Below are 21798 nucleotides of genomic sequence, written 5' to 3'. Positions count from 1 at the left end.
ATAATCGTTTATGAAGACTCCCACATTTTGTCATAAATTCCTATTTTTATATAACGATAAAAACTAGAGTATTCTCAATCTTTGGGAGCAGCCACTAATCCATGATATACTGGATGATAATCAATATATTTGATATGATTAGCAAAATCTAAATCCCTTTGAAAATGTAAAATTTTTGCTTAAGAAACTACCCAATAATAATACCCTCAATATCCTTAATTATTGGCAAAAATTATAGTTTTATTCTCTGGAAAAATTACTATCAAAAATAATCGTTTATGAAGACTCCCACATTTTGTCATAAATTCCTATTTTTATATAACGATAAAACTAGAGTATTCTCAATCTTTGGGAGCAGCCACTAATCCATGATGTACTGGATGATAATCAATATATTTGATATGATTAGCAAAATCTAAATTCCTTTGAATTTGATGCTCCCAAAACCTACATTGCCGAACAATTTTTTCCCTTGTATATTGTCGAGATATTAAAATTTTATCCTCATATTGAGAATAGCATTGACGACTAAAATAATTTTTAATTAACTGCCAACAATTAGAAAAATCCGCATCATTTTTAGGTAATTTTCAAAGAGTATAGAGGTAATCTAGCAGGATGACAATAACATCTATTTAAAATGGATATTTTTGCATAACATATCGAAAAGCTTTTCTTAGTAAATCTATATTTTCAGGTTGACACAAAACTTTCTAGCGTTTGTATTTTACTGCTGTGAAAAAATAAATTGCCCCTGGTATTTTTTGCCCTACGATATTCTATAAAATTAAAATAATAATTATTAGTTTTGTAGTTTTGTAGGTTGGGTTGAAGTCACGAAAACCAACAAAAGATGTTTTTGTTCAGTCTCAGTTTATTCAAGCTAACCTACTTCTGACTTGAAAATATGTTTTTCTTGGGTTTCACTCCGTTCTACCCCACCTACGTCTAGCTTGATGCTTTTGTAGGTAGAGTTGAGCTCACGAAACCCAACAGAAAAAACTACCCAACACTCACACCTTCAATATTCTCATCTACCACATCATACAACTCCCGCAACTTCTCCAACTTCTCATCATCTGTTTGCCAAAAACCCCGTCCGTTAGCCTCCAACATCCGCCCAATAATATTCCGAAACGCCTCCGGGTTTGCCTCCCGTAATTTCCTCGCCATCTCTGCATCCAAAGCATAAGTCTCAGCTGCACCATCATAAACCCAACTATCCACAAAATTAGCGGTACCCCCCCAACCTATCAACGCCGTCATCCGTTGAGAAATCTCGTAAGCTCCTCCACTACCTTGATTTGCCATTGCCTCTGCCCACTTAGGATTCAATAATTTTGTGCGATATTCCATCCGCAACAAATCTTCCAATTTTCGGGGGGTGGTATCCTTTGAGAAACTTTCCACAAAACTCGCACTGACTTTCTTACCCCTTTGTTTTTCTGCTGCCAACTTCAACCCACCAGTATTAGCATAATATTCCTGAATATCCGTCAAACCATACTCCACCGAATCAATTTCTTGAACGATGCGATCGCAACCCTTGAGCAACTCCTGCAAAACTTCTGGTCGTGCCTGACCTTTATCTTGACGACCGTAACTAAAAACATTTCGCCCTTGCCAAGTATCGCCCAACTCATCCCCAGACTCCCAGTTTCCATCAACAACTCGGTCATTTACCAAGGAACCAAAATCACCAGCAGGATTAGAAAATAACCGCGCCGAAATATTTTCTACTCCTTGCTCTTGTAATGCTAAAGCATGTTTGCGGATAAAATTCTGCTCCACAGGTTCGTCTGCTGTTGCCGCTCGTTGGAATAGATCATCTAATAATTCAATAATATTCACAAAACTATCCCGGAAAATTCCCGATAAATTTCCTAAAATATCAATCCGGGGATGACCGACTTCAGTTAAACTTTTTAATTCATAACGAACAATACGACCGGTACCCTCTTTTACTGGTTCAGCACCTACTAATTCTAATAAAATTCCTATAGATTCACCACGAGTTTTAATAGCATCTAAACCCCATAACATTACTGCCACAGTTTCAGGATAATTATCATTTTCTTCCAGATGCTGAGTAATAATTTTCCTAGCAATTTCTCGTCCTCTTTCATAAGCAGCAGGAGAAGGCATTCGATAGGGATCCAAAGCATGAATATTCCTTCCTGTTGGCAAAACTCCAGGACCATCCCGTAATAAATCTCCTCCTGGAGCAGCCGGAATATATTCTCCATTTAATCCCCGCAAAAGATTAGTCAACTCATCAGTATTTTGCATTAACAGCTCCCGAATTTTTTCAGCATCTTTATTAACTAAATTATCTGTATCTCTTTCCCTAAAATCCTGAGTTATATCTCCGATTTTTTCTCCAAAATAAGCCTCCAAATAAGATTTTAATTCTTCCTCGTTCGGCACCTCTCCCAAAGTATGTAAACCAGAAGAAAATAATCTTTGTTCTATAACCTGTAAATAGTTATAAATCTCCACAAAATAGGAATTAACCATATCCGCACTAAACATCCGAGCATTTTCCGGAGTAAATTCAATTCCTAATTTTTTCCCATACTCAAACGGACAATCAGAATTTAAACCAGTATCAAAAATTTTCTTAAAAATTCCTTCCCGTAACCCAGAATTTTTCTGTGTATCTTCCCGATATTCAGAAATTAACTCTCGCAAACTCACCAATTCTTTATACAAACTTGCCCGACTATAAGGAGGAATATTATGAGAAATCAAAACCCCATAACCCCGACGTTTTGCCAACATAGATTCTGAGGGATTATTAGCAGCATATATATATAGATGTGGCATATTTCCTAACAGAATATCCGACCAAGAATAGCCAGTATTTCCTAAAGGTGAACCGGGTAACCATTCCACAGTTCCATGCATACCAAAGTGAACAACAGCATCAGCTTGAAATTCATTTTGGAGCCATTTATAAAAAGCAGCATATTGGGGATGGGGTGTTAAATCTCTTTCAAACATTAAGCGCATAGGGTCGCCAGAAATTCCCAGAGGTGGTTGTACCCCCAGCCAAATATTTCCTAATTGAATTCCCCCAATATGGAAATTTTTACCATCGGTTTTTATGCCAGTATTTGTGAGATTTCCCCATTGTTTTTCCATGCGAGTTATTGATAGATAGCCTAACCATTTTTCGAGACTTTTAAAATTTACTTTCGATAGGTCTGCTTTTTGTATTGCCTCATCTGCCTCCTTAATTTGACGAATCAGTTCTTCCCCATCTTCAGGAATTTCCCCAACATTGTAACCTTCCTCTTTGAGAGCATGGAGAAATTTCAGGAGCGAGCGGGGCACATTTAATAAAGCTGCTGTACCTGTAGCACCATAACCGGGAGGAAAACCATAGAGAATAACAGCAATTTTTCTTTGTGCCGGGGGTGTCTGACGTAGTTTAATCCAATTTTTGACTCTACCTGTGAGGCGTTTTACTCGTTCGGGAATTAAATAAATATCTTCTCCTACTAAACCACCTAGGGGAACTGGATCTATTGCTCCATCTAATTCTGGCAAGGCATATAAGACTACACTTTGTAAACCTCCCACTCCTTGGCGAGTCCAAGAATAGATATCTTGAATAAGTAAGGGTGCTGCTACAAGATAGGGAACATTTTTGGCATTGAGAATAGCCTGGGAAACTTCTACCTGTCGCCCTGCTTCCATAGAACCTGCAGGACCTCCCACCAAGGGAAACCCAATAGTAGAAACAACTGCATCGACTTCCACTGCTTCGGGAGATAGGGAAAGTATTGGTTTATTGCTAATAGGAGACAAATTTTTTGACCTATTAGTGGTATTATGTTTTTTATTTCCTTCTTTGGGAGTAAGTGGGGGGGTTGACTTCTGACTTTCGTGAGCGGTGGTCATCCAGTCTCTGACCGCAACATGACCTTCCACACCGTTAATAAATATAGGAAGAGGTGTTAAACCTGCTTCTTCAAATTTGTGGATAAGTTTGGGAATATAAGGTTGTTTGGTAATGACGTGTTTGCGGTAGAGTAGAATACCGACAACTGGGGTGGGGGAAGTTGGTTTCTGTTGGCGATACCATTCAAGATATTTTCGGGGAGACTCAAAATAACCATGGTGGTCTGGATGGAGTAAACCCATATTGGGAGTTTCGAGTGGTGGAGGTATTTCGCCTACTTTTAAGTCTAAATATTTTTCTGCCAATACCCAAGACATGGCAGCGACGTTTTCTGTACCGCCGGCATTCCAATAACCGTAAATTATTAACCAGTTCCGGAGGTCTTGCACTTTTTTGACTGGTACAAATTTGAGTAATTTTGGACCGGTTTTCAGGAAACTGATATAACCTGCAAGTTTGTCTTCTTCTCTCCCGCTAGAAAATTTGCTGAGAATAAATTTGACTGGTTTTGGCATTCCTTTGGGTTTGTCGCCGATAATAAATTTTCCCAATTTTGTTAATGCCATTAATTCTAGTGCTGACTCAAAAACGAGACGGATGGGAATATGTTGTATTCTTTCGCGTAACCACAGAACTTGGTCGTAGTCGAAGAGGAGACTGCCGAAAAATACATCAGCGTTTTCTAAGGCGGTGGCTACTTTTTCTGGTTCTGTGGAAAGTGCGCGATCGCTAAATACTTGGATATCTAAATTTGGACATCGAGAAGTTGCTAACTGAGCAGCTTGGCGATAGAGTCCGGTGTTAAATGATTCAAAACCTGCGATTAAAACAATACGTTTCATGGCCAATTTTTTTGAAAAAGATATGTCAAACAAATACAGTTTAAAGATGTCACAAGTATTTGCCAACTTGACAGAGATTTTTCAGGTTTTAGATTTTAGGTTTTAGATTTCAGGTTTTAGACTTCAGGTTTTAGATTTCAGGTTGTTAGAAAGAATTGATTTTGAGTAAAAAGTTATTGAGATTTAACAGCATGGCCAAAATCAATAGATTTGGTAGTAAGATGTTATCAATTTGTTAATTCTTAAACCTAATACCTAACACCTAATACCTAACACCTTTAGCATCTAGGGTTAGATTTTTTTGTGGAACTGGCTAATACTTTGGCTGAAGGTAAACGAGTTTATTGCAACTTTTCTGATGTTTTAAATAGGTGGCAACTAGAGGAATTTTATCAAGAAAAGCCTGCATTCAGTTTTTGTCTGATTAAGCCACTCCTGAAACACCTCGGGAGCCAGCCAAAAAGTTATACTTCCTTGCTGTTTTAAGGAGGCATCATACTCAGACCAGTTTTTGAGCCGATAAAAGGACTTGAAATTGGACTTAGGTTTACTATTGCTCATACCTATTGACTATAGTTTTTTGTACCATTTTCACTTCTTAATTTTTACTATCTAATCATATTTTGTACAACAAAGTCTTTGAGAGATATTACTTTTAAAATATATTATATATACTAAGACTAAATTATTTTGAAGATAAATTATCATAAAAAAGTATATTTTTTTAGGATAGCTAATTTGACTAAATATCATATTTTATCGAATATTATTTAGGATTGCTATAACAATAAGAGAACAAAAAATCTAAAAATATAAATGACAATTTGTCAAATTAATTTTCTGAATATCTTTAATAATTAGACAAGAATGATATAATTATATTAGTGGCAAAAATATTAATTTAATAATCTTATAACTCGTCAATATTGACTAAAATTTAAATTATGCAAAATAGCTTTAAATCATAATTAATATTATTTAAAACTGTATGAATATATAGTGTATATGCAATAAAAATATTAATTAAATTAATAGATTATTTAGAAAAAAAATATGATTCTTACTTAAACATTAATCCTAGCATTTAATCATATAAAATATTTCAAAAAATACAAAATTTTTAACATTTAACCTAGGGTATATAAATGAAAAAATATTAGGAAAAATAATCAATTATGAAAGGCTTTTTACAGCATTAAAAAGTGTTTTTTTTCTTTGTTTATGCCAGCTTAAGCAGAATATATTTCAAAATATTACCTCAATTAAATCTTACTTAGAGCTGTAAAATTTGAGTCTATCAATATAGATAAAAAATGGAAAATTTCATACTATTATCAAACAATTAACATGTTTAAATTATTGTCAATTTCATCTCATACAAATCCAAATAAACCTTATAACTTCTAGGGTATTAGTATGGAATTTTCTAAAAAAGTTAGCAGTGAAAATAGGAAAAACTATTGACAAGGTTACACATAAATTATCAGTGGATTATCTGGTGTTAGAATTGAAATATTTTTTAATTAGAATCAAACTTGTTTAATTATAATAACTAAAGATTTTTGAATAAATATTTCAGTCCTCACTCCCCGTGGCGTTAGCTGGGTTTCCACACTCACAGAATGTAAAAATAGCCAAAATTGTTATGCACTATATATGGTGTTTTTGGGTAACTCTTGATAACTACAATAGACCACTATTACAATATACTACCAGCAGTAAGTAATTCTTTTCAAAGCACTAATAACTTATGAGCATAATTATTTTTGGTAGTGTCAACATTGACTTAATTGCAACTACTCCCCGTTTACCGACTCCAGGAGAAACTATTAATGGCAACAACTTTTTTACCGCAGGTGGCGGTAAAGGAGCAAATCAAGCTGTTGCTGCTGCTGGCCTTGGCATTCCCACAAAAATAGTGGGGCGAGTCGGAAATGATAGCTTTGGGCAACAACTTCTAGTCAGTTTGTCCACTGCTAATGTTGATACAACAGATGTGTTAGTTGATGAGAATACTCATACGGGGGTGGCAGTTATTGCTGTGGGTGCTAGTGGAGAAAATAATATTATTGTTGTTCCTGGTGCTAACCATAGTATTAATAATACAGATGTAGAACGCCTAAAAAATTTGCTATCGGATGTTACAGCTTTACTTTTACAATTAGAAATTCCCGTGGAAGTTGCTATAAGTGCAGCAAAAGTAGCTCAAGAAATGGGGGTTAAAGTTATTCTAGATCCAGCACCAATGCCAGCAAATTTTCCTAATGATTTTTATAATTTGATTGACATTATTACTCCTAATGAAATTGAGGCAAGTCAACTGGTTGGGTTTGAAGTAAATAATCAAGAAACTGCTATGGAGGCAGCTGTTGAATTATGTCACCGTGGTGTAAAAAATGCTGTGGTGAAAATAGGCGATCGCGGAGTTATTTGTGCAACTAAAGAAGAAGCATTTTTTCAACCTGCCTTTGTAGTAAAAACGATCGATACTGTCGCTGCGGGCGATGCTTTTAATGGTGGTTTAGCAGCAGCATTAGATACAGGTTTATCATTAAAAGAAGCTGTTAAATGGGGGGCTGCTGCTGGTGCTTTATGTACTACAAAACCAGGCGCTCAACCTGCAATGCCCGATAGAAAAACATTTGATAATTTTCTTTTAAAAAGGTAGTAGGTTTTAGGTTTTAGATAGTAAATTTGGGAGCATTTCACATGGCGAATAGGAGAGCATGCTTTTGCTCCCCTACAAAGAGATATTCTCAAAAAATAAGCTCCTCTTTTAAAGAATAAATTGAACAAAAAGTCTTTTCAGCCAATAGCAATATCTACTTCAACCAAAACTATATAACTAACCATCTAGACCACAAATTCTAATAATTCCATCCCAAACAATAGGAGTAGATTCAAAATAAATTTGACCAGCAAATTTGCCGGCTACTTCAACTCTTAAACGAAAAAATTATTTTTTGTTATTAGATAAAGCATTTTTCTCGTCAGATTTAGCATATTCCCAATTCAAATTAAAGAGATAAACCCCATTGTATCCAACCGTTACCAATTTCTTTCCATCAGTAAAAATTGGTATTGAAATAGAAGGTCCTATTTTATGCTTAAATTTAATTATAGGAGTATCATAATTAAATTTTTTCAACAGTCCTTTAACTTGATTTTCTATAGTTAAATTTTGGCAACCAATATATAGATATCCATCAATAGCGTTAGTAGCAAATAAAGCGGTAAATTTTCCATAATTATTATATTCATCATTCAATGCTACTGACCCAAAAATACCCCCTAACCAACTAGGAAATTTAATATTACCTGTAGGCAAGAACCATTTGAAAATTTGACAATTTTATGAGGTATTTTATTAGGATTTAATTTTACTAACCCACCATCCCACCATTTCCAAGAATAAACTTTTTCTCTATGGCGCAAAATAATTTACCTTTTTTAGAAATAGCAAAAGTACCATCCAAATCGGAACCTATATAAAAATATTAAACTATCTTTTTACTATCAATATCAATACCATAAATATGATCCGAACCTGCTGCTAAAAATATTTTATTATTGAATCTAGCAGGATATAATTCAGAAACAATATTTCCACCTTATCTTCTCCCATCAGTATTTTTTAAAGTCAAGGTAAAGATAAATTTAAATGAGTCAAATAATATTTTAGCTACCAAATATTTAGTATGCTTCTTTTGAGGATTAAATAAACAGTAAATATTCTAATTAAATCATAATAGTTTACTTCAATCAAGTAAAAAAAATATAAATAGGTTATAATCTTCAGGAAAGTTAATTATCAATTGTTAAAAACCTGACGGGGTGACAAGATAATTCATAATTAGGATAAACATTAATATGACTAATCGCTTAGCTAAATCCCAAAGTCTTTATCTGCGCAAACATGCAGAAAATCCTGTAGATTGGTGGCCGTGGTCTGAGGAAGCTTTAGAAACTGCAAAGCAGCAAGATAAGCCAATATTTTTATCAATTGGTTATTCAAGTTGTCACTGGTGTACTGTTATGGAAGGAGAAGCATTTTCTGATGAAAAAATTGCCCAATATTTAAATGAAAAATTTTTACCAATTAAAGTAGATCGAGAAGAAAGACCTGATGTCGATAGTATTTATATGCAAGCATTACAAATGTTAACCGGACAAGGAGGTTGGCCTTTAAATATATTCTTAACTCCTGATGATTTAATACCTTTTGTTGGTGGTACTTATTTCCCTATTGAACCTCGTTATGGACGACCAGGTTTTTTAGAAGTTTTGCAAAAAATTCGGAGTTTTTATGACCTTGAAAAAAATAAACTTGACACTTTAAAAGTCGAAATGTTGGAGGGTTTAAGGAAGTCAGTTTTATTGCCAGAAGCAGAAGATTTAAAGGAAGAAATATTACAACAAGGTTTAGAAGTTATTACAAAAATAATTGGCGATCGCTACTCCCAACAAAGCTTTCCAATGATACCTTATGCTCAAGCTGCTTTACAAGGAAAAAAGTTAAATTTTAAATCTCAAAATAACAGCAATAAAGTTTGTTTAGAAAGGGGATTAAATCTAGCATTAGGCGGAATTTATGACCATGTTGCTGGAGGATTTCATCGTTATACAGTAGACCCTAATTGGACAGTTCCTCACTTTGAAAAAATGCTCTACGATAACGGTCAAATTGTTGAGTACTTAGCTAATTTATGGAGTGCAGGGTATCACAAACCAGCTTTTAAACGGGGAATTATTGGAACAGTAAATTGGCTAAAAAGAGAAATGACAGCACCCACTGGATTTTTCTATGCTGCCCAAGATGCTGATAGTTTTACTACTCCAGATGAGGTCGAACCAGAAGAAGGAGCTTTCTATATTTGGAGTTATAAAGAATTAGAAAATTTGTTAACCAAGGAAGAATTGTCTGAACTATCAAAACAATTTTTTATTGAACCTAATGGCAACTTTGAAGGAAAAATTGTTTTGCAAAGAAAGCAAGCAGAAGAGTTAAGTAAAACTGTAGAAAATTCTCTGTCTAAATTATTTAAACTACGGTATGGTGTGCAACCTTTTAATATAGAAACTTTTCCACCAGCAACAAATAATAAAGAGGCAAAAAATAACAACTGGCCTGGCAAAATTCCCGCAGTAACAGACACTAAAATGATTGTTGCCTGGAATAGTTTAATGATTTCTGGATTAGCAAGAACAGCTACTGTATTTAACAGCTTAGAATATCTAGAATTAGCCATGAATGCTGCTCATTTTATTATTACAAATCAGCAGATTGATGGACGTTTTCATCGGCTAAATTATGAGGGAAAACCTGCAGTAACTGCACAGTCAGAAGACTATGCTTTGTTTATTAAAGCATTGCTAGATTTACAGCAGGCTTCGATTAGTTTAGAAACTTTATCAAAATTAAATACTAATACTAATTTTTGGTTAGAAACAGCTATAAAATTACAAGATGAATTTGATGAATTTTTGTGGAGTCAAGAAACAGCTGGTTATTATAATACTTCTTATGAAGTTACTGGAGAATTAATATTACGAGAACGAAATTATATTGATAACGCAACTCCAGCAGCAAATGGCATAGCAATTGCTAATTTAGTACGTTTATCTTTACTAACTGAAGAATTATATTATCTAGACCGAGCTGAGTCAGCCTTAACAGCTTTTAGTAGCATAATGAAAAAATCTCCCCAGGCTTGTCCGAGTTTATTTGTTGCCCTAGACTGGTACAGAAATCAAACTTTAGTTAGAACAACTGATGCAGAAATTAACAATTTAATTACTCAGTATTTTCCTACTGTTATTTATAAGAAAGAAACTGATTTACCAGAAAATTCTGTGGGGTTAGTTTGCCAAGGTTTGATTTGTCAAAAACCCTCTTTGAGTAGACAGGAATTATTGGAACATTTAGAGCAAAGTCAAAATCGTTGGATTTAATCAGAAGGTGTTAGGTTATTAGTGTTAGATAAAATTATATCTAATATTAACTACTAATATTATTTTTGTTTAAACACTAATAAATAATACCAAGGGTGAAAAAAAGAATATTACAAATAGTTGAAAACTATATATGTGAAATAATTTGCTGAAATTACTGTAGCATCTAAGTTTAGAGCCTATAGAATCTTACTTTTGGCTTTTGACTTCCCCTCTTGGGGGGGGTCAGGGTATTTTCATTCTCTTAAAAGACATATGGGGTTCTGAGGGAGAAGCTCCAGCAGCTGGAAATGCTGGACATCCTAGACATGAGGAAATGGGGATATAGTAGGGTAGTTTCATTCTTGAAGAAGCGCGATCGCTTGACCTCATAACTATTAAAACTCTCTGTTTGAAAGAGTTCAGACATGAACTTTTTTCCACTATAGGCGATATTTTTCTAGGTCTACCAACATTTTTTTTCTTTGACAATAAACTTGTAATGCCTAAATTTCTTCACTGTTTGTAGTAAACCAGGAGTTATATAGTAGTACGATGACATCCTAATAATGTTAATAACTGATAAATGAAATGAGACAACCAACATTCTCAATTGTAGTCCCCACCAAAGAAGGAATTCCCGAATATTGGCTCGAAGCTCTATGAAAAATTAACGGAGATTTAGAATTAATATTAGTTAATCCTCCAGGAATAAAAAAATTTTCAATTAGCGGCCCGCGAGTTCAAGAAATAAATAGCTTATTTTGTGGAGAAATAATTCAAAGAATGACTAATCTGATAAATGCCTCAAAAAAATAGATTTTCACAAGGATTTTGTGATGAACTTATCCATCCAGATATTGCAAAAATAATCAAATAATATTTGAAAAAATTCTCTGATAGTTGGGTTTGAATACCAAGAAAAAAAACTTAAAATATGGTTATGATTCGAGTTTAAAATCTCCTTAGGAAGCAGTACCTAATATTTATGAGATAAAGACTTATGATGTAAGTAAAAAAAATAAAAAATTGTGTGAAAAACTAAATTATATGGGAGAAATAATCATAGTTATAGTCGTTTTAATTAAGATTGAAACAAGAATTGGGTATAATAAAATTAAGTCAACTAGAAAACATTTTGAACTATGCCTTACAGTTTAGACTTCAGACAAAAAGTAATAAATTTTGTAGAAAATGGCGGTACAATTACCAAAGCAGCTCATACATTTGGGATAGGAATAGCTTCGATATATAGATGGTTATTTCGCCCAAAATTGTCAGCAACTAAGGTAAAAAGTCGTCAAAGAAAATTAGATTGGAAAGAATTAGAAAAAGATGTAAAACCAAATCCATAGTCGCTCATTGTCAGACAGAGCTAAAAAATTTGGAGTTAATCAACCAGCTATATTTTATACTTTAAAAATAATGAATTTTCCTTGAAAAAAGAAACCACTTTGTTATAGAGAAATAAATAGAGAAGAAAGGATAAAATATTATCAGCTTTCCCTCGAAATTTAATCAAAAAATTTAGAAGTAAAAGCCTTGTATTTATTGATGAATTAGAATTTTAAGAGAATCAAGACTGTATTTATTCCTAGTCAAAAAAAGGGAAAAAAGTTTATGGTGAGCAAGAGGGAAAACGAGGTAAAAGAGAAAATTTAGTAGCCGGGAGAAGAAAAAAGGAAAAAGATTTAATAGCACCAATTATATTCAAAGGAAGTCTAAATGCTGTGGGATTTGAACAATGGTTAGATAAACATTTATTACCATCATTAAAAATTCCCAGTGTACTGCTGCACGGATAATTCACCATTAATTACGAAAAAACGTTATTAGAGAATTAGTAGAAGCATGGGGTCACCAATTACTATTTTTGTCAAAATACTCTCCTGATTTAAATAACTAAGAACATGATTTTAGCGCATTAAAAAGAGCTAGAATATATTCACCTATCAATACATCTCTTGATGAATTTATTCGTAATTATTGTGCCAAATAGTGTCTCAGTTTTATTTAAAATAACTATACTTTGTATAATAAACTCGATCCTTTATATATTTTCAAGGATATAAAAAATTAGCATATACGTCATACAAAAAAATTGGAGAAAAAAGTATGGAATAATCAAATGCTACAAGCAACTTTGGCAGATATTTATATATACAATAATTTTTTTTACTATTTAAATATTTTCCTTTCTGGTAGCTGGATAGATGACTTGAGCTTTCTATTAAAGCTAGGTATTATAAAAAAGGAAAAATTATTGGTCATATACTGCTTCAACCAGAACAAATTAGGATAGAATATAATCCTCGTGAATATAGAATAACTAAAAAAAATTATATATTTTCCGAACTTTTGTTACTAAAAAATAATCCCCAATATGGTTATTTATATAATTTGATTTTAGCTCAATTTGCTAATATACCTGTGAGGATAATTTATTCTATTTATCGGCAGTTATCTGGGGATAAAATGCATAAATTTACTAACGGATAAATTAGCAAACTATCGATGAATAATAGATTACTATAACCAGGAAAGTTACTAACTAATTAGTGATTAAATTTATAGAAGTTATTTATCAAAGAACTCTTAAAACGGCGTTAAGTGTGGAATATTTGGTTCTTGAGCTGGTTATAGCAATAGGATATAGTGAAATTATTCTCACCTAACCGACTAATTAGTACGTTTTTTTATTCATAAAGAAAACTGAACTTTCCTCCTGATAAAAATCACTAAGTTCCCACTTGAAGGTAGTTAACCGCAATTTTTTCACTAAAAATATCCACAAGAAAAGAGCTCTGATGTTTAACCATTTGAGTATCTTGAGCTATGCTGTTGTATATGTATAATTTTTATTATTAATTTTTATTATATGGCAATCCCTATTCATAAATTAAAACATATTTTTTGTATCCATATATGGAAGTAGGAGATAGGGTAAGTAAAAGTATTGATAGATATTTTTTCCTAGAAATTATAGTACATTTGTAGGGGGAAAGTTCAGTTGTAATAACAACAATGGGTAAACCAGTTGCGAATATCTTTTTTTTGAGTAATTTCTAATATCTCTTAGGTAATAGCATCAATTAAACCTTGATAAAAATTTTAATAGAAGGAAAATTATGGTGAATTAGGAGGTTAAGTAGATATGTGAGACTATCTTCAATTTCTTCAATAATTTATTTTACTATTTCTCCTTTTTAGGAATTTTAAGGTTATCCATTATGACAAAAAGTCTATCCAACAATTAATATTACTACTTCTTTAAGCAGAAAAGCTTTAGTATCGAATGCTATGCACCCCAAAATTACTCCGTCCACTGCTGCATAAATATTAAAAACTTTTTCTGAATACATAGCCCCTCAATGTCAAAATATTTTGTTCTAGTTTGATCCGTGTTTCTCCTCTAGCCATTATCTCTTTTAATGCTATAGTATATAGTCGAAGTGCTGTGTTATACTCAATCCTAATTAACCTATAAAACTAAATTATCTACCTTAATTTCTATGACTATTTCCTGATGTTCTAATCTTTCAGATTGAATTTAAAATTTAATTTTTCAGGCGTATATATATTTTCTAAAGGCTATAGCATAAATTTTGACTAATTATACTTTTATCCCTTTTACTTTTGTGCCAGGTTCCAGTAAATTACATAATTATTCATTAGCTGCCTTATTATTTTTATCTATTATTTATACTCAGATTACTAACTCTTCACTATTTAATTTATAAGGAGGGCTTACACCTTGAGTTCAAGGTATAATATCTCCATTTATTTGATACTTTTTGACTCAACTCATTGAATAACACTTTTACTAACCCTAAACCTTCTAAACCTTTGATATAGTTTATTGGTAGATTTTTTTCCATAATCCCAAATATCTGTATTCTTTTTCTTAAGTCTATAGAATTAGCTTTCATCAATTGACGCCATCACCATAAATACTATTAATATTAGTGTACGATTAGAAAATTATATAAATTATCTCTATTTCTGCAAGAGTGAAAAATTCAGTATAGTTCCACTTTTGTTAATAGTAGTTATAATAAAAATATATGAATCTCTTTTTAGCAAAAAATGGACAAAAATTATTCAATGTATACAAAAATAAATTAGGCCATCAAATAAATTAATGAAAAAATAAAAAGCTTAGTAGTTAAATTGTTTTATATAAAGAATTACTGCCAAAAATATGGTTTAAAATCAAGAATTAATCAACCAAAAAAAATAAGAACTTAGTCCCTAAATCAAAAAAATCTAGAAAAACTAACCAGCAAAAATTAAAATAGAAAATTTCAGAGCCAAAATTTGAACCCTGAGAAAAAAGCTGGTAAGACTTGGAAAAAACGCTTATGGAAATACCGTTTAATATAACTCTGCTGATTATCCTTACAGTAGCTAGTGGTATAGCTTCCCAAGTTGTGGCTGCCTACCTTAAAGTACCTGCAATAGTCTTTTTGCTACTATTTGGTATTTTAGTGGGTAAAGATGGTTTGGGCTTAGTACATCCAAACCTATTAGGAAGTGGTCTAGAGGTTATAGTCTCTCTATTTGTAGCCCTAATCTTGTTTGAAGGTGGCCTCAATTTGAAACTAAGAGAATTAGGAAGAGTTTCGGGCAGTATCCGCAACTTAGTTACTATAGGGACATTAATCACACTAATTGGTGGAGGTATGGCTGCTCACTGGTTAGGAGAATTTCCTTGGCCAATTGCATTTTTGTATGCTTCCCTAGTAGTTGTTACAGGGCCAACAGTAGTAGGACCATTGCTCAAACAGGTATCAGTAGACCGAAAATTAGCTACTTTGCTTGAGGGAGAAGGAGTTCTCATTGATCCTATAGGAGCAATTCTAGCCGTATTGGTACTTAATATTGTCTTAAATGAAGGTGCTGCCCCTATAGGATTATTTAGAGACCTAGTTGTGCGCTTAGGAATGGGCACTATTATTGGTGGGACAGGAGGTTGGCTACTTGGGTTTAGTTTGAAAAGAGCCAAATTTCTCTCTGAAGAGTTAGCAAACTTAGTGGTTTTAGCTGCTTTGTGGGGGATGTTTGGTCTAGCAGAAGTAGTCGGCAGTGAATCTGGGTTAATGGCCACAGTAGTAGCCGGGATAGTAGTTGGAGCTGCTGAAATACCAGAATTGCGATTAATTAGGCGCTTCAAAGGACAACTGACAATGCTAGGTGTTTCAGTATTGTTTATTCTATTAGCGGCAGACCTATCTTTGGCAAGTGTTGTTGCCCTAGGTTGGGGAAGTATATTTACAGTTTTGAGCTTGATGTTTCTGGTTCGTCCTCTCAATATATTAATTTGTACTTGGAATAGTCAGCTTAATTGGCGACAAAAGATGTTTGTTAGTTGGGTTGCTCCTAGAGGAATAGTTTCTGCTTCAGTTTCTTCTTTGTTTGCTATCTTGTTAACTCAGAATGGTATCAATGGTGGTGACTCTATTAAAGCTTTGGTATTCTTGACAATTATGATGACAGTTTTTAGTCAAGGGTTGACAGCAAAATTTGTGGCTCAATTTTTAGGAATTACTTCTAGTGCTGCTACTGGTGCTGTTATAGTAGGTTCAAATCCTTTATCTCGATTAATTGGAAAGATATTTAAAGACAGGGGTGAATCAATGGTACTAATTGATACAGATGAAGAATCTTGTAAGCAGGCAGAGAAAGAAGGTTTACAAGCATATAAAAGTAGTGCCTTAGATGTTAATGTCCTAGAAGAAGCTGGCTTAGAATCAGTAGGAACTTTCTTAGCAATGACTAACAATGGGGAAGTAAATTTAGTTTTGGCTCAAAGAGCAGCAGAGGAGTTTAAGCCACCAAGGGTACTAGCTGTTTATCCAAAAAGTCCCCAGCAGAAAAATCATCATAATAAAGAAAAGGTTCAACAAGCATTTACAACTGAATTAAATCTGAAAAGTTGGAATCAATATCTTGATGATCAAGAGGTGAAGTTAGGTGAGACAGTGCTTAAGGAATTGGGATTTGAGTTTCAAAAGACTCATCTTAAAGCACTGATTCAGTCTGGGGCATTAATACCACTTTTGGTAGAACGACAAGGAAGTCTTCAAGTATTACCTGCTAGTGAAAATTGGCAACCAAGAGACCAGATTATTTATTTGTTACATGACCCAAAACCTAAACTTCTGAAAAGATTATCTGGTTCTCAGCAAACAGCTTTAACTATAGAAAGACATCCGGCAGTTGAAGAAGTACCTATTCCTAATGTAGTTCTCGAAAGTAACTCTGACAAAATACCAGCTAAATAATAATAAAAATTAAAAATATTGGGTATAATATTGGTTTAGGTTGAACATTTAATATTTTAGCTGGGAATAATTGAGAGATAGGGTTTCCTTAACTGTTGATGCCTATGAAACTATTTTTGCTCTTGGTATGGGATTCTGATTATTAGCTATCTGGTAAAAGCTGGAAGTAAACATTACTGTTATTACTAGTTGTGATGTTTTATATCAGTGTTATGAAGCAGTTAGAATACTAATGACTGGTAACTGAAATATCTTTCGGCTAAGGTATGAAAAATTTTCCCTTCCTGAAAATTTTGGTTTTCGTGCTTCGGGAATCTAGCATTTCCTGTTTATAGGCTATCACTAACTAAATTTTTAAGTTAAACGGATGAGTTACTGCCTCAACTCTGAATGCCGAAAGCCATATAATCCATCTGGAAATACATTTTGCCAAAGCTGTGGAGCTAAGTTGCTCTTGGGCGATCGCTACCGTGCTATTAAACCTATTGGTCAAGGTAGCTTTGGTAAAACTTTTTTGGCTGTGGATGAGTATAAACCTTCTTTGCCCAGGTGCGTAATTAAACAATTTTTTCCCCAAAATAGTGCTAATGCTCTAAAAGCTGCTGAGTTGTTTCGTCGGGAAGCTATAAGACTTGATGAGTTGGGTCAACATCCCCAAATTCCTGAATTAATGGCTCATTTTCAACAGGGGGAACAACAATATTTAGTCCAAGAATTTATTGACGGGCAAAATTTAGAGCAAGAATTGGTTGCTAATGGGACTTTTACGGAAAATCAAATTCAGGAGTTACTTTGGGATTTGTTGTCTGTGTTGGAGTTTGTCCACGAACGCCAGGTGATTCATCGGGATATTAAGCCAGAAAATATTATTCGGCGCAATTCTATTACCCTTCCTGATGGTGGAGGGGAAAATAAGGGCCAGTTGGTGTTGGTTGATTTTGGGGCGAGTAAGGTAATTACGAATTCTTCTTTGGGTAAAACTGGAACGATGATTGGTAGTGCGGGATATGTGGCCCCAGAACAGTTGGCGGGAAAGGCTGCTCCTGCTAGTGACTTTTATAGTTTGGGGGTTACTTGTATATATTTGTTGACTCAAGTTGCGCCTTTTGAGTTGTTTGATGTGCTTGAGGGACAATGGGTTTGGCGACAATATTTACAGTCTAATATTAGTGAAGATTTGGGGAGAGTTATTGATCAGCTTTTGGCTCCGAATATTAATGAAAGGTATCAGTTTGTAGAACAGGTTTTAAAAGAATTAGAGTCTATCAAATATCAGAAAAGTTTTGCTGATTCTGTTTCTCAAATGGGTGGTAATAATCCTTCTTTGTTAACAAAAATGTTGGGGGGAATTCCCCAGATTATTAAGGGTCGAATTATGCAGGAGTTTGGGAAGACTGAGGAGGCGATCGCTGCTTATGACCGGGCTATTAATATTCGACCTAATAATTATGATGCTTGGTATAAGAAGGCTGAGGTTTGTTATCAGTTGAAACGTTATAATTCAGCTATTTTTTGTTATAAAAAAACGGTGAAGTTACAACCAAATCATTGGCAAGGGTGGCGGAATTTAGGTGTTTTGTTTTATCAATCTAATAGGTATGAAAAATCTGTGGAATGTTATTTTAAGTCTTTGGATATTCAGTCGGAGCAACCCATGGTTTGGTTGTGGTTAAGTTTGGCAATTAGGAAGTCTGGAGATGAACAAAAAGCACAAATGTGTTTGCAGAAGGCAAGGCAATTTTTGTCTAATAGTCCGGCAGAGGCTGTGGAGATTTTATGGCAAGCTTGGGAAAAGTTAATTCAGTAAATAGTTAGTAATGGCTTTGTTGTAAGAATATTCTGGAATCCTTGCATTACAAGACTTTAGGATTAGTGACATTTATTGATAAATCCTGATTTAATAGACTTCTACCACTTTGATGCAACAAAGCCGAAGTAAGAAGTAAGAAGTCAACAGTCAAATGTTTTAACTTTTTTAGTCTTCATATTTTAAAAATTCTAAGGCTGCTTTGAAAGCTTTCAGATTTAGAAATTCATCTCTTAATGGGCGGAGTTTTGACTATATTTTCTTTTCTACAGTATTTATGAGACAAGGCGGGTATTCAAAATATTTTTATTATAACATGGAAGGTCGCCCGCTTATGGGGGAGGTTTTAAACCCAATTTTTTGGTAAAATTTGCTTATGATTCGCCGACGAGGAAAAATCCTGCCCAGTTCACAGGTTCGGGATGTTTTTTCATGGTGGTTAACATTGCTTGTCGGAGAGCTTGAGCTTTGTTTTGTTTGGCTTTCAGATTTTTATAGAAGTCTATCATTAATTCGGAAGTTGTTGCATCAGGAACTTGCCATAAAGAAGCAACTATGCTGGGAACTCCTGCTCCAATAAAAGGACGGGCAAGACCTACTATTCCATCACTGGTAATTTCTCCTAACCCAGTTTCGCAAGCACTTAACACAACTAAGTCTGCTGTTAAGTTGAATTTATAAATTTCCCCTTCTCCTAAAAAACCTTGTTCTTGTTCTGAAGGGGTAAAAGCTAAACGAGATGGATCTCCATGAGTAGCTAGATGGATGATGTTAGCATTGGGCATTTGTCTGATAATTCTGGATTTTGTTGCTCTTATACCTGTGATGGGAATAGTGTTTAATAGTTGAGCGATCGCCGATGCTTCTTTTTCGGCATTTGGTAAAGCTTTGAGTTGTTGACCATTGTGGTCTATGGGCATTACTGGATTACCTACTACTAAGTTTTGATTGAATAAGTTTGGAGCTTTTTGAGCTTTTTGTTGTTGAGTGAATTGCAAAAGTTGGATGGAGGGAGATACTCGCAGGGTATGTTTTTGAATTAGATATTGATTATCACTTCCTTTGAGGGCGGCGAAGGGAACTCGAAATAGTTCGCCGTCGGGAATAATAATTACTTCTTGTTCTGGGTTTTTAGGTAATAGTTTGGCAATGGGTTCTATCAAAATTTTGTGCATTTGCTTTAAACAATCATCTTGATTTTGACAGTTCCCTTTTTTTACAGGTTCAGATAAATTGTTTCTTGTATTTCCTCTGACTTCGACAAATGTATTTCTAGAAATATTAGCTAAGGAAATTGCTGATGATTGATCTGAGTTTTGATTACTGGAATTGGTGGTTTGATTATTTATGATGGGAATAGTAGTTACAAATATGATGAAATAACTACTGATTAAAATAAGTTTTCGTTGCTCTGGTAATTTTAGGCTGAGGGAAATTCCGAAAATAAAAATTAGTAGGGGAATAAAGGGGATGAGGTTAGGGAATGAGTTGGATTTTTTCTCTGGAGTTAGTGATTTGTTATTGGCTAAAAGGCTATTATATTTAGAGTTAACTAAACTGAGATTTATATTGGCAAAATCAACTTTTCCTGTTGGTTGAACTACCCAGATATAAAGTTGTGGTTTGTAGGTTTTTTTCATGCCAGGATAATTAATACTTGTTGGCATGGAATACTTAACTAATGTTGCATTTTGCTGTTTGGCAATGGCTTGAATTTTATCAATATTAATAGATGATTCTTTATTTTTATTGATTAGATAAGACAGTATGCGAGTACGACCATATTCAGCAAATTCTAAAGCTTCTGTATATTTTCCTTGTTTAATTCGCAATTCTGTTAATCCATGAGTAAATATTCCAGTTTCTCCTACTAAAAAGCCTTGAAAGTCGAAACCACCATATAATTCAAATTTTTCACTTTTTTCGAGTAGGTTTGCGATTGTATGATTCCATGATTTATAATCATTTTTCATAGCCTCTAAAAACTTTTTCTCAGCTTCATCTATTTTACCATTTTGGAGTAATGAAAATCCAAAATGTGACTGAATTAAAGAAAGATTAGAAGCAAATTAATCATGAATGCAAGCTTCACAATTATATCCTTCATAGGATTTTTTTATTGATTCTACTGCTTTTTGATATTGCCTAATTGCTTCAGGATAATCGCCTAATTTAAAATACATTAATCCTAGTTTTTGATATGAGACAAAAGGATAATTATTATTATCACTATTTAGAGACTGTTTCAGAGAATTAATTGCTTTGTTGTATTTTTTGGCACCAAAGTAAGCTTCATGTATTGGGTGAAATATATCTGGATCATCTCCCTTTCTTAAGCTTCTTTCACAAGCTTTAACTGCCTTTTCCCAAGCTTCAGCAATATTATAGCCTGAACATATATAATTAATAATTAAATTACGACTTTTTCTCAGGGCTTCAATTTTTTCTAAGTCTTCTATAATAGCTTTTTTATCTGCTTCGGATACAGGCGCGTTATATTTTCTCATAGTATCTATTTCTATTAATTTATAGTTAATTTCTTGTAATGATGTTTTTTTTGTGATTTCTATTCGGGTAGGAGAATTAACCCACGAATCTTGCCCTAAAGCTGGAGGAATAAAAAACTTCTTTTGACTAAAACTTTCTAGAGGATTACTAATAATAGAAACTAAAGTAATTATTGCTGTTGTTGTTAACTGATAAAGCTTCATAATTAACACTCCTTTAAATTGAAAAGATAATTGATCAGAATATAGCTGAACACAATATAAGTTATTAGGGTTTCTGAAATAGACTTCTACAAAATTGAGCCTCTGGAAGTAAGTCAAAATTCCTATTATGGTATACACAATAAAATCTTGTAAGTAAAAATTTTATTGCAACATCCGCAATAAAACTATTTCAGATAATATCTAGATATTTAGATGAAATTAAACTGATTGAGCCTCTGGAAACAAGCAAAAATTCCTATTGCGGCATACGCAATAAAACCTTATAAGTAAAAATTTTTATGGCGACATCCGCAAT

The 21798-nt window shown here is 33.5% G+C and carries 8 protein-coding genes and 1 pseudogene; 5 read left to right on the top strand and 4 right to left on the bottom strand.

Translation table 11 applies throughout. From position 1 onward, the window contains the following. Nucleotides 1-1002 precede the first annotated feature (1002 nt). The gene (bchH, locus tag TERY_RS04085; RefSeq protein WP_011610663.1) at nt 1003-4749 is read right to left on the bottom strand and encodes a magnesium chelatase subunit H; all 3747 of its coding nucleotides are present in this window, start codon (nt 4747-4749) and stop codon (nt 1003-1005) included. 1750 nt (nt 4750-6499) lie between these two features. Between bchH and rbsK the strand changes: the two genes are divergently transcribed. Beyond that, entirely contained in the window at nt 6500-7417 is a 918-nt protein-coding gene (rbsK, locus tag TERY_RS04075) for a ribokinase (protein WP_011610662.1), read from the top strand. Between the two features lie 288 nt (nt 7418-7705). Here rbsK and TERY_RS24715 read toward each other — a convergent pair whose 3' ends face one another. Beyond that, entirely contained in the window at nt 7706-8077 is a 372-nt protein-coding gene (locus TERY_RS24715) for a hypothetical protein (RefSeq protein ID WP_011610661.1), read from the bottom strand. A 542-nt stretch (nt 8078-8619) separates the two neighbouring features. On the opposite strand from TERY_RS24715, the gene TERY_RS04065 reads away from it, so the two are divergent. From TERY_RS04065 to TERY_RS04050, 4 genes and pseudogenes are all read left to right on the top strand, one after another. After that, nucleotides 8620-10701 carry a DUF255 domain-containing protein gene (locus TERY_RS04065; RefSeq protein ID WP_011610660.1) on the top strand — a complete coding sequence of 694 codons (2082 nt, stop codon included), beginning with the start codon at nt 8620-8622 and terminating at the stop codon, nt 10699-10701. A 1124-nt stretch (nt 10702-11825) separates the two neighbouring features. Next, nucleotides 11826-12679 (top strand): annotated as a pseudogene (locus tag TERY_RS29790) (IS630 transposase-related protein). A gap of 2362 nt (nt 12680-15041) precedes the next feature. Next, a complete protein-coding gene (locus TERY_RS04055) occupies nt 15042-16964 on the top strand; it encodes a cation:proton antiporter (protein WP_011610658.1) in 1923 nt (640 codons plus the stop codon). A gap of 367 nt (nt 16965-17331) precedes the next feature. Beyond that, nucleotides 17332-18771 (top strand): protein kinase domain-containing protein, encoded by a 1440-nt coding sequence (locus tag TERY_RS04050; protein WP_011610657.1) that lies wholly within the window; start codon nt 17332-17334, stop codon nt 18769-18771. Between the two features lie 374 nt (nt 18772-19145). Here TERY_RS04050 and TERY_RS04045 read toward each other — a convergent pair whose 3' ends face one another. Further along, nucleotides 19146-20744 (bottom strand): CHAT domain-containing protein, encoded by a 1599-nt coding sequence (locus TERY_RS04045; protein WP_011610656.1) that lies wholly within the window; start codon nt 20742-20744, stop codon nt 19146-19148. Nucleotides 20745-20840: 96 nt separating this feature from the next. Beyond that, a complete protein-coding gene (locus TERY_RS04040) occupies nt 20841-21482 on the bottom strand; it encodes a tetratricopeptide repeat protein (RefSeq protein ID WP_011610655.1) in 642 nt (213 codons plus the stop codon). Nucleotides 21483-21798: the final 316 nt, after the last annotated feature.

The sequence above is a fragment of the Trichodesmium erythraeum IMS101 genome, from assembly GCF_000014265.1.
GTDB classification, from domain to species: domain Bacteria; phylum Cyanobacteriota; class Cyanobacteriia; order Cyanobacteriales; family Microcoleaceae; genus Trichodesmium; species Trichodesmium erythraeum.
This window is presented reverse-complemented; position numbering and strand designations above follow the sequence as displayed.

Bases quoted from the DNA above. Each gene is read 5' to 3' on its own strand.
- bchH (WP_011610663.1), bottom strand. From the start codon at position 4,749: ATGAAACGTATTGTTTTAATCGCAGGTTTTGAATCATTTAACACCGGA.
- rbsK (WP_011610662.1), top strand. From the start codon at position 6,500: ATGAGCATAATTATTTTTGGTAGTGTCAACATTGACTTAATTGCAACT.
- TERY_RS04065 (WP_011610660.1), top strand. From the start codon at position 8,620: ATGACTAATCGCTTAGCTAAATCCCAAAGTCTTTATCTGCGCAAACAT.
- TERY_RS04055 (WP_011610658.1), top strand. From the start codon at position 15,042: ATGGAAATACCGTTTAATATAACTCTGCTGATTATCCTTACAGTAGCT.
- TERY_RS04050 (WP_011610657.1), top strand. From the start codon at position 17,332: ATGAGTTACTGCCTCAACTCTGAATGCCGAAAGCCATATAATCCATCT.
- TERY_RS04045 (WP_011610656.1), bottom strand. From the start codon at position 20,744: ATGAAAAATGATTATAAATCATGGAATCATACAATCGCAAACCTACTC.
- TERY_RS04040 (WP_011610655.1), bottom strand. From the start codon at position 21,482: ATGAAGCTTTATCAGTTAACAACAACAGCAATAATTACTTTAGTTTCT.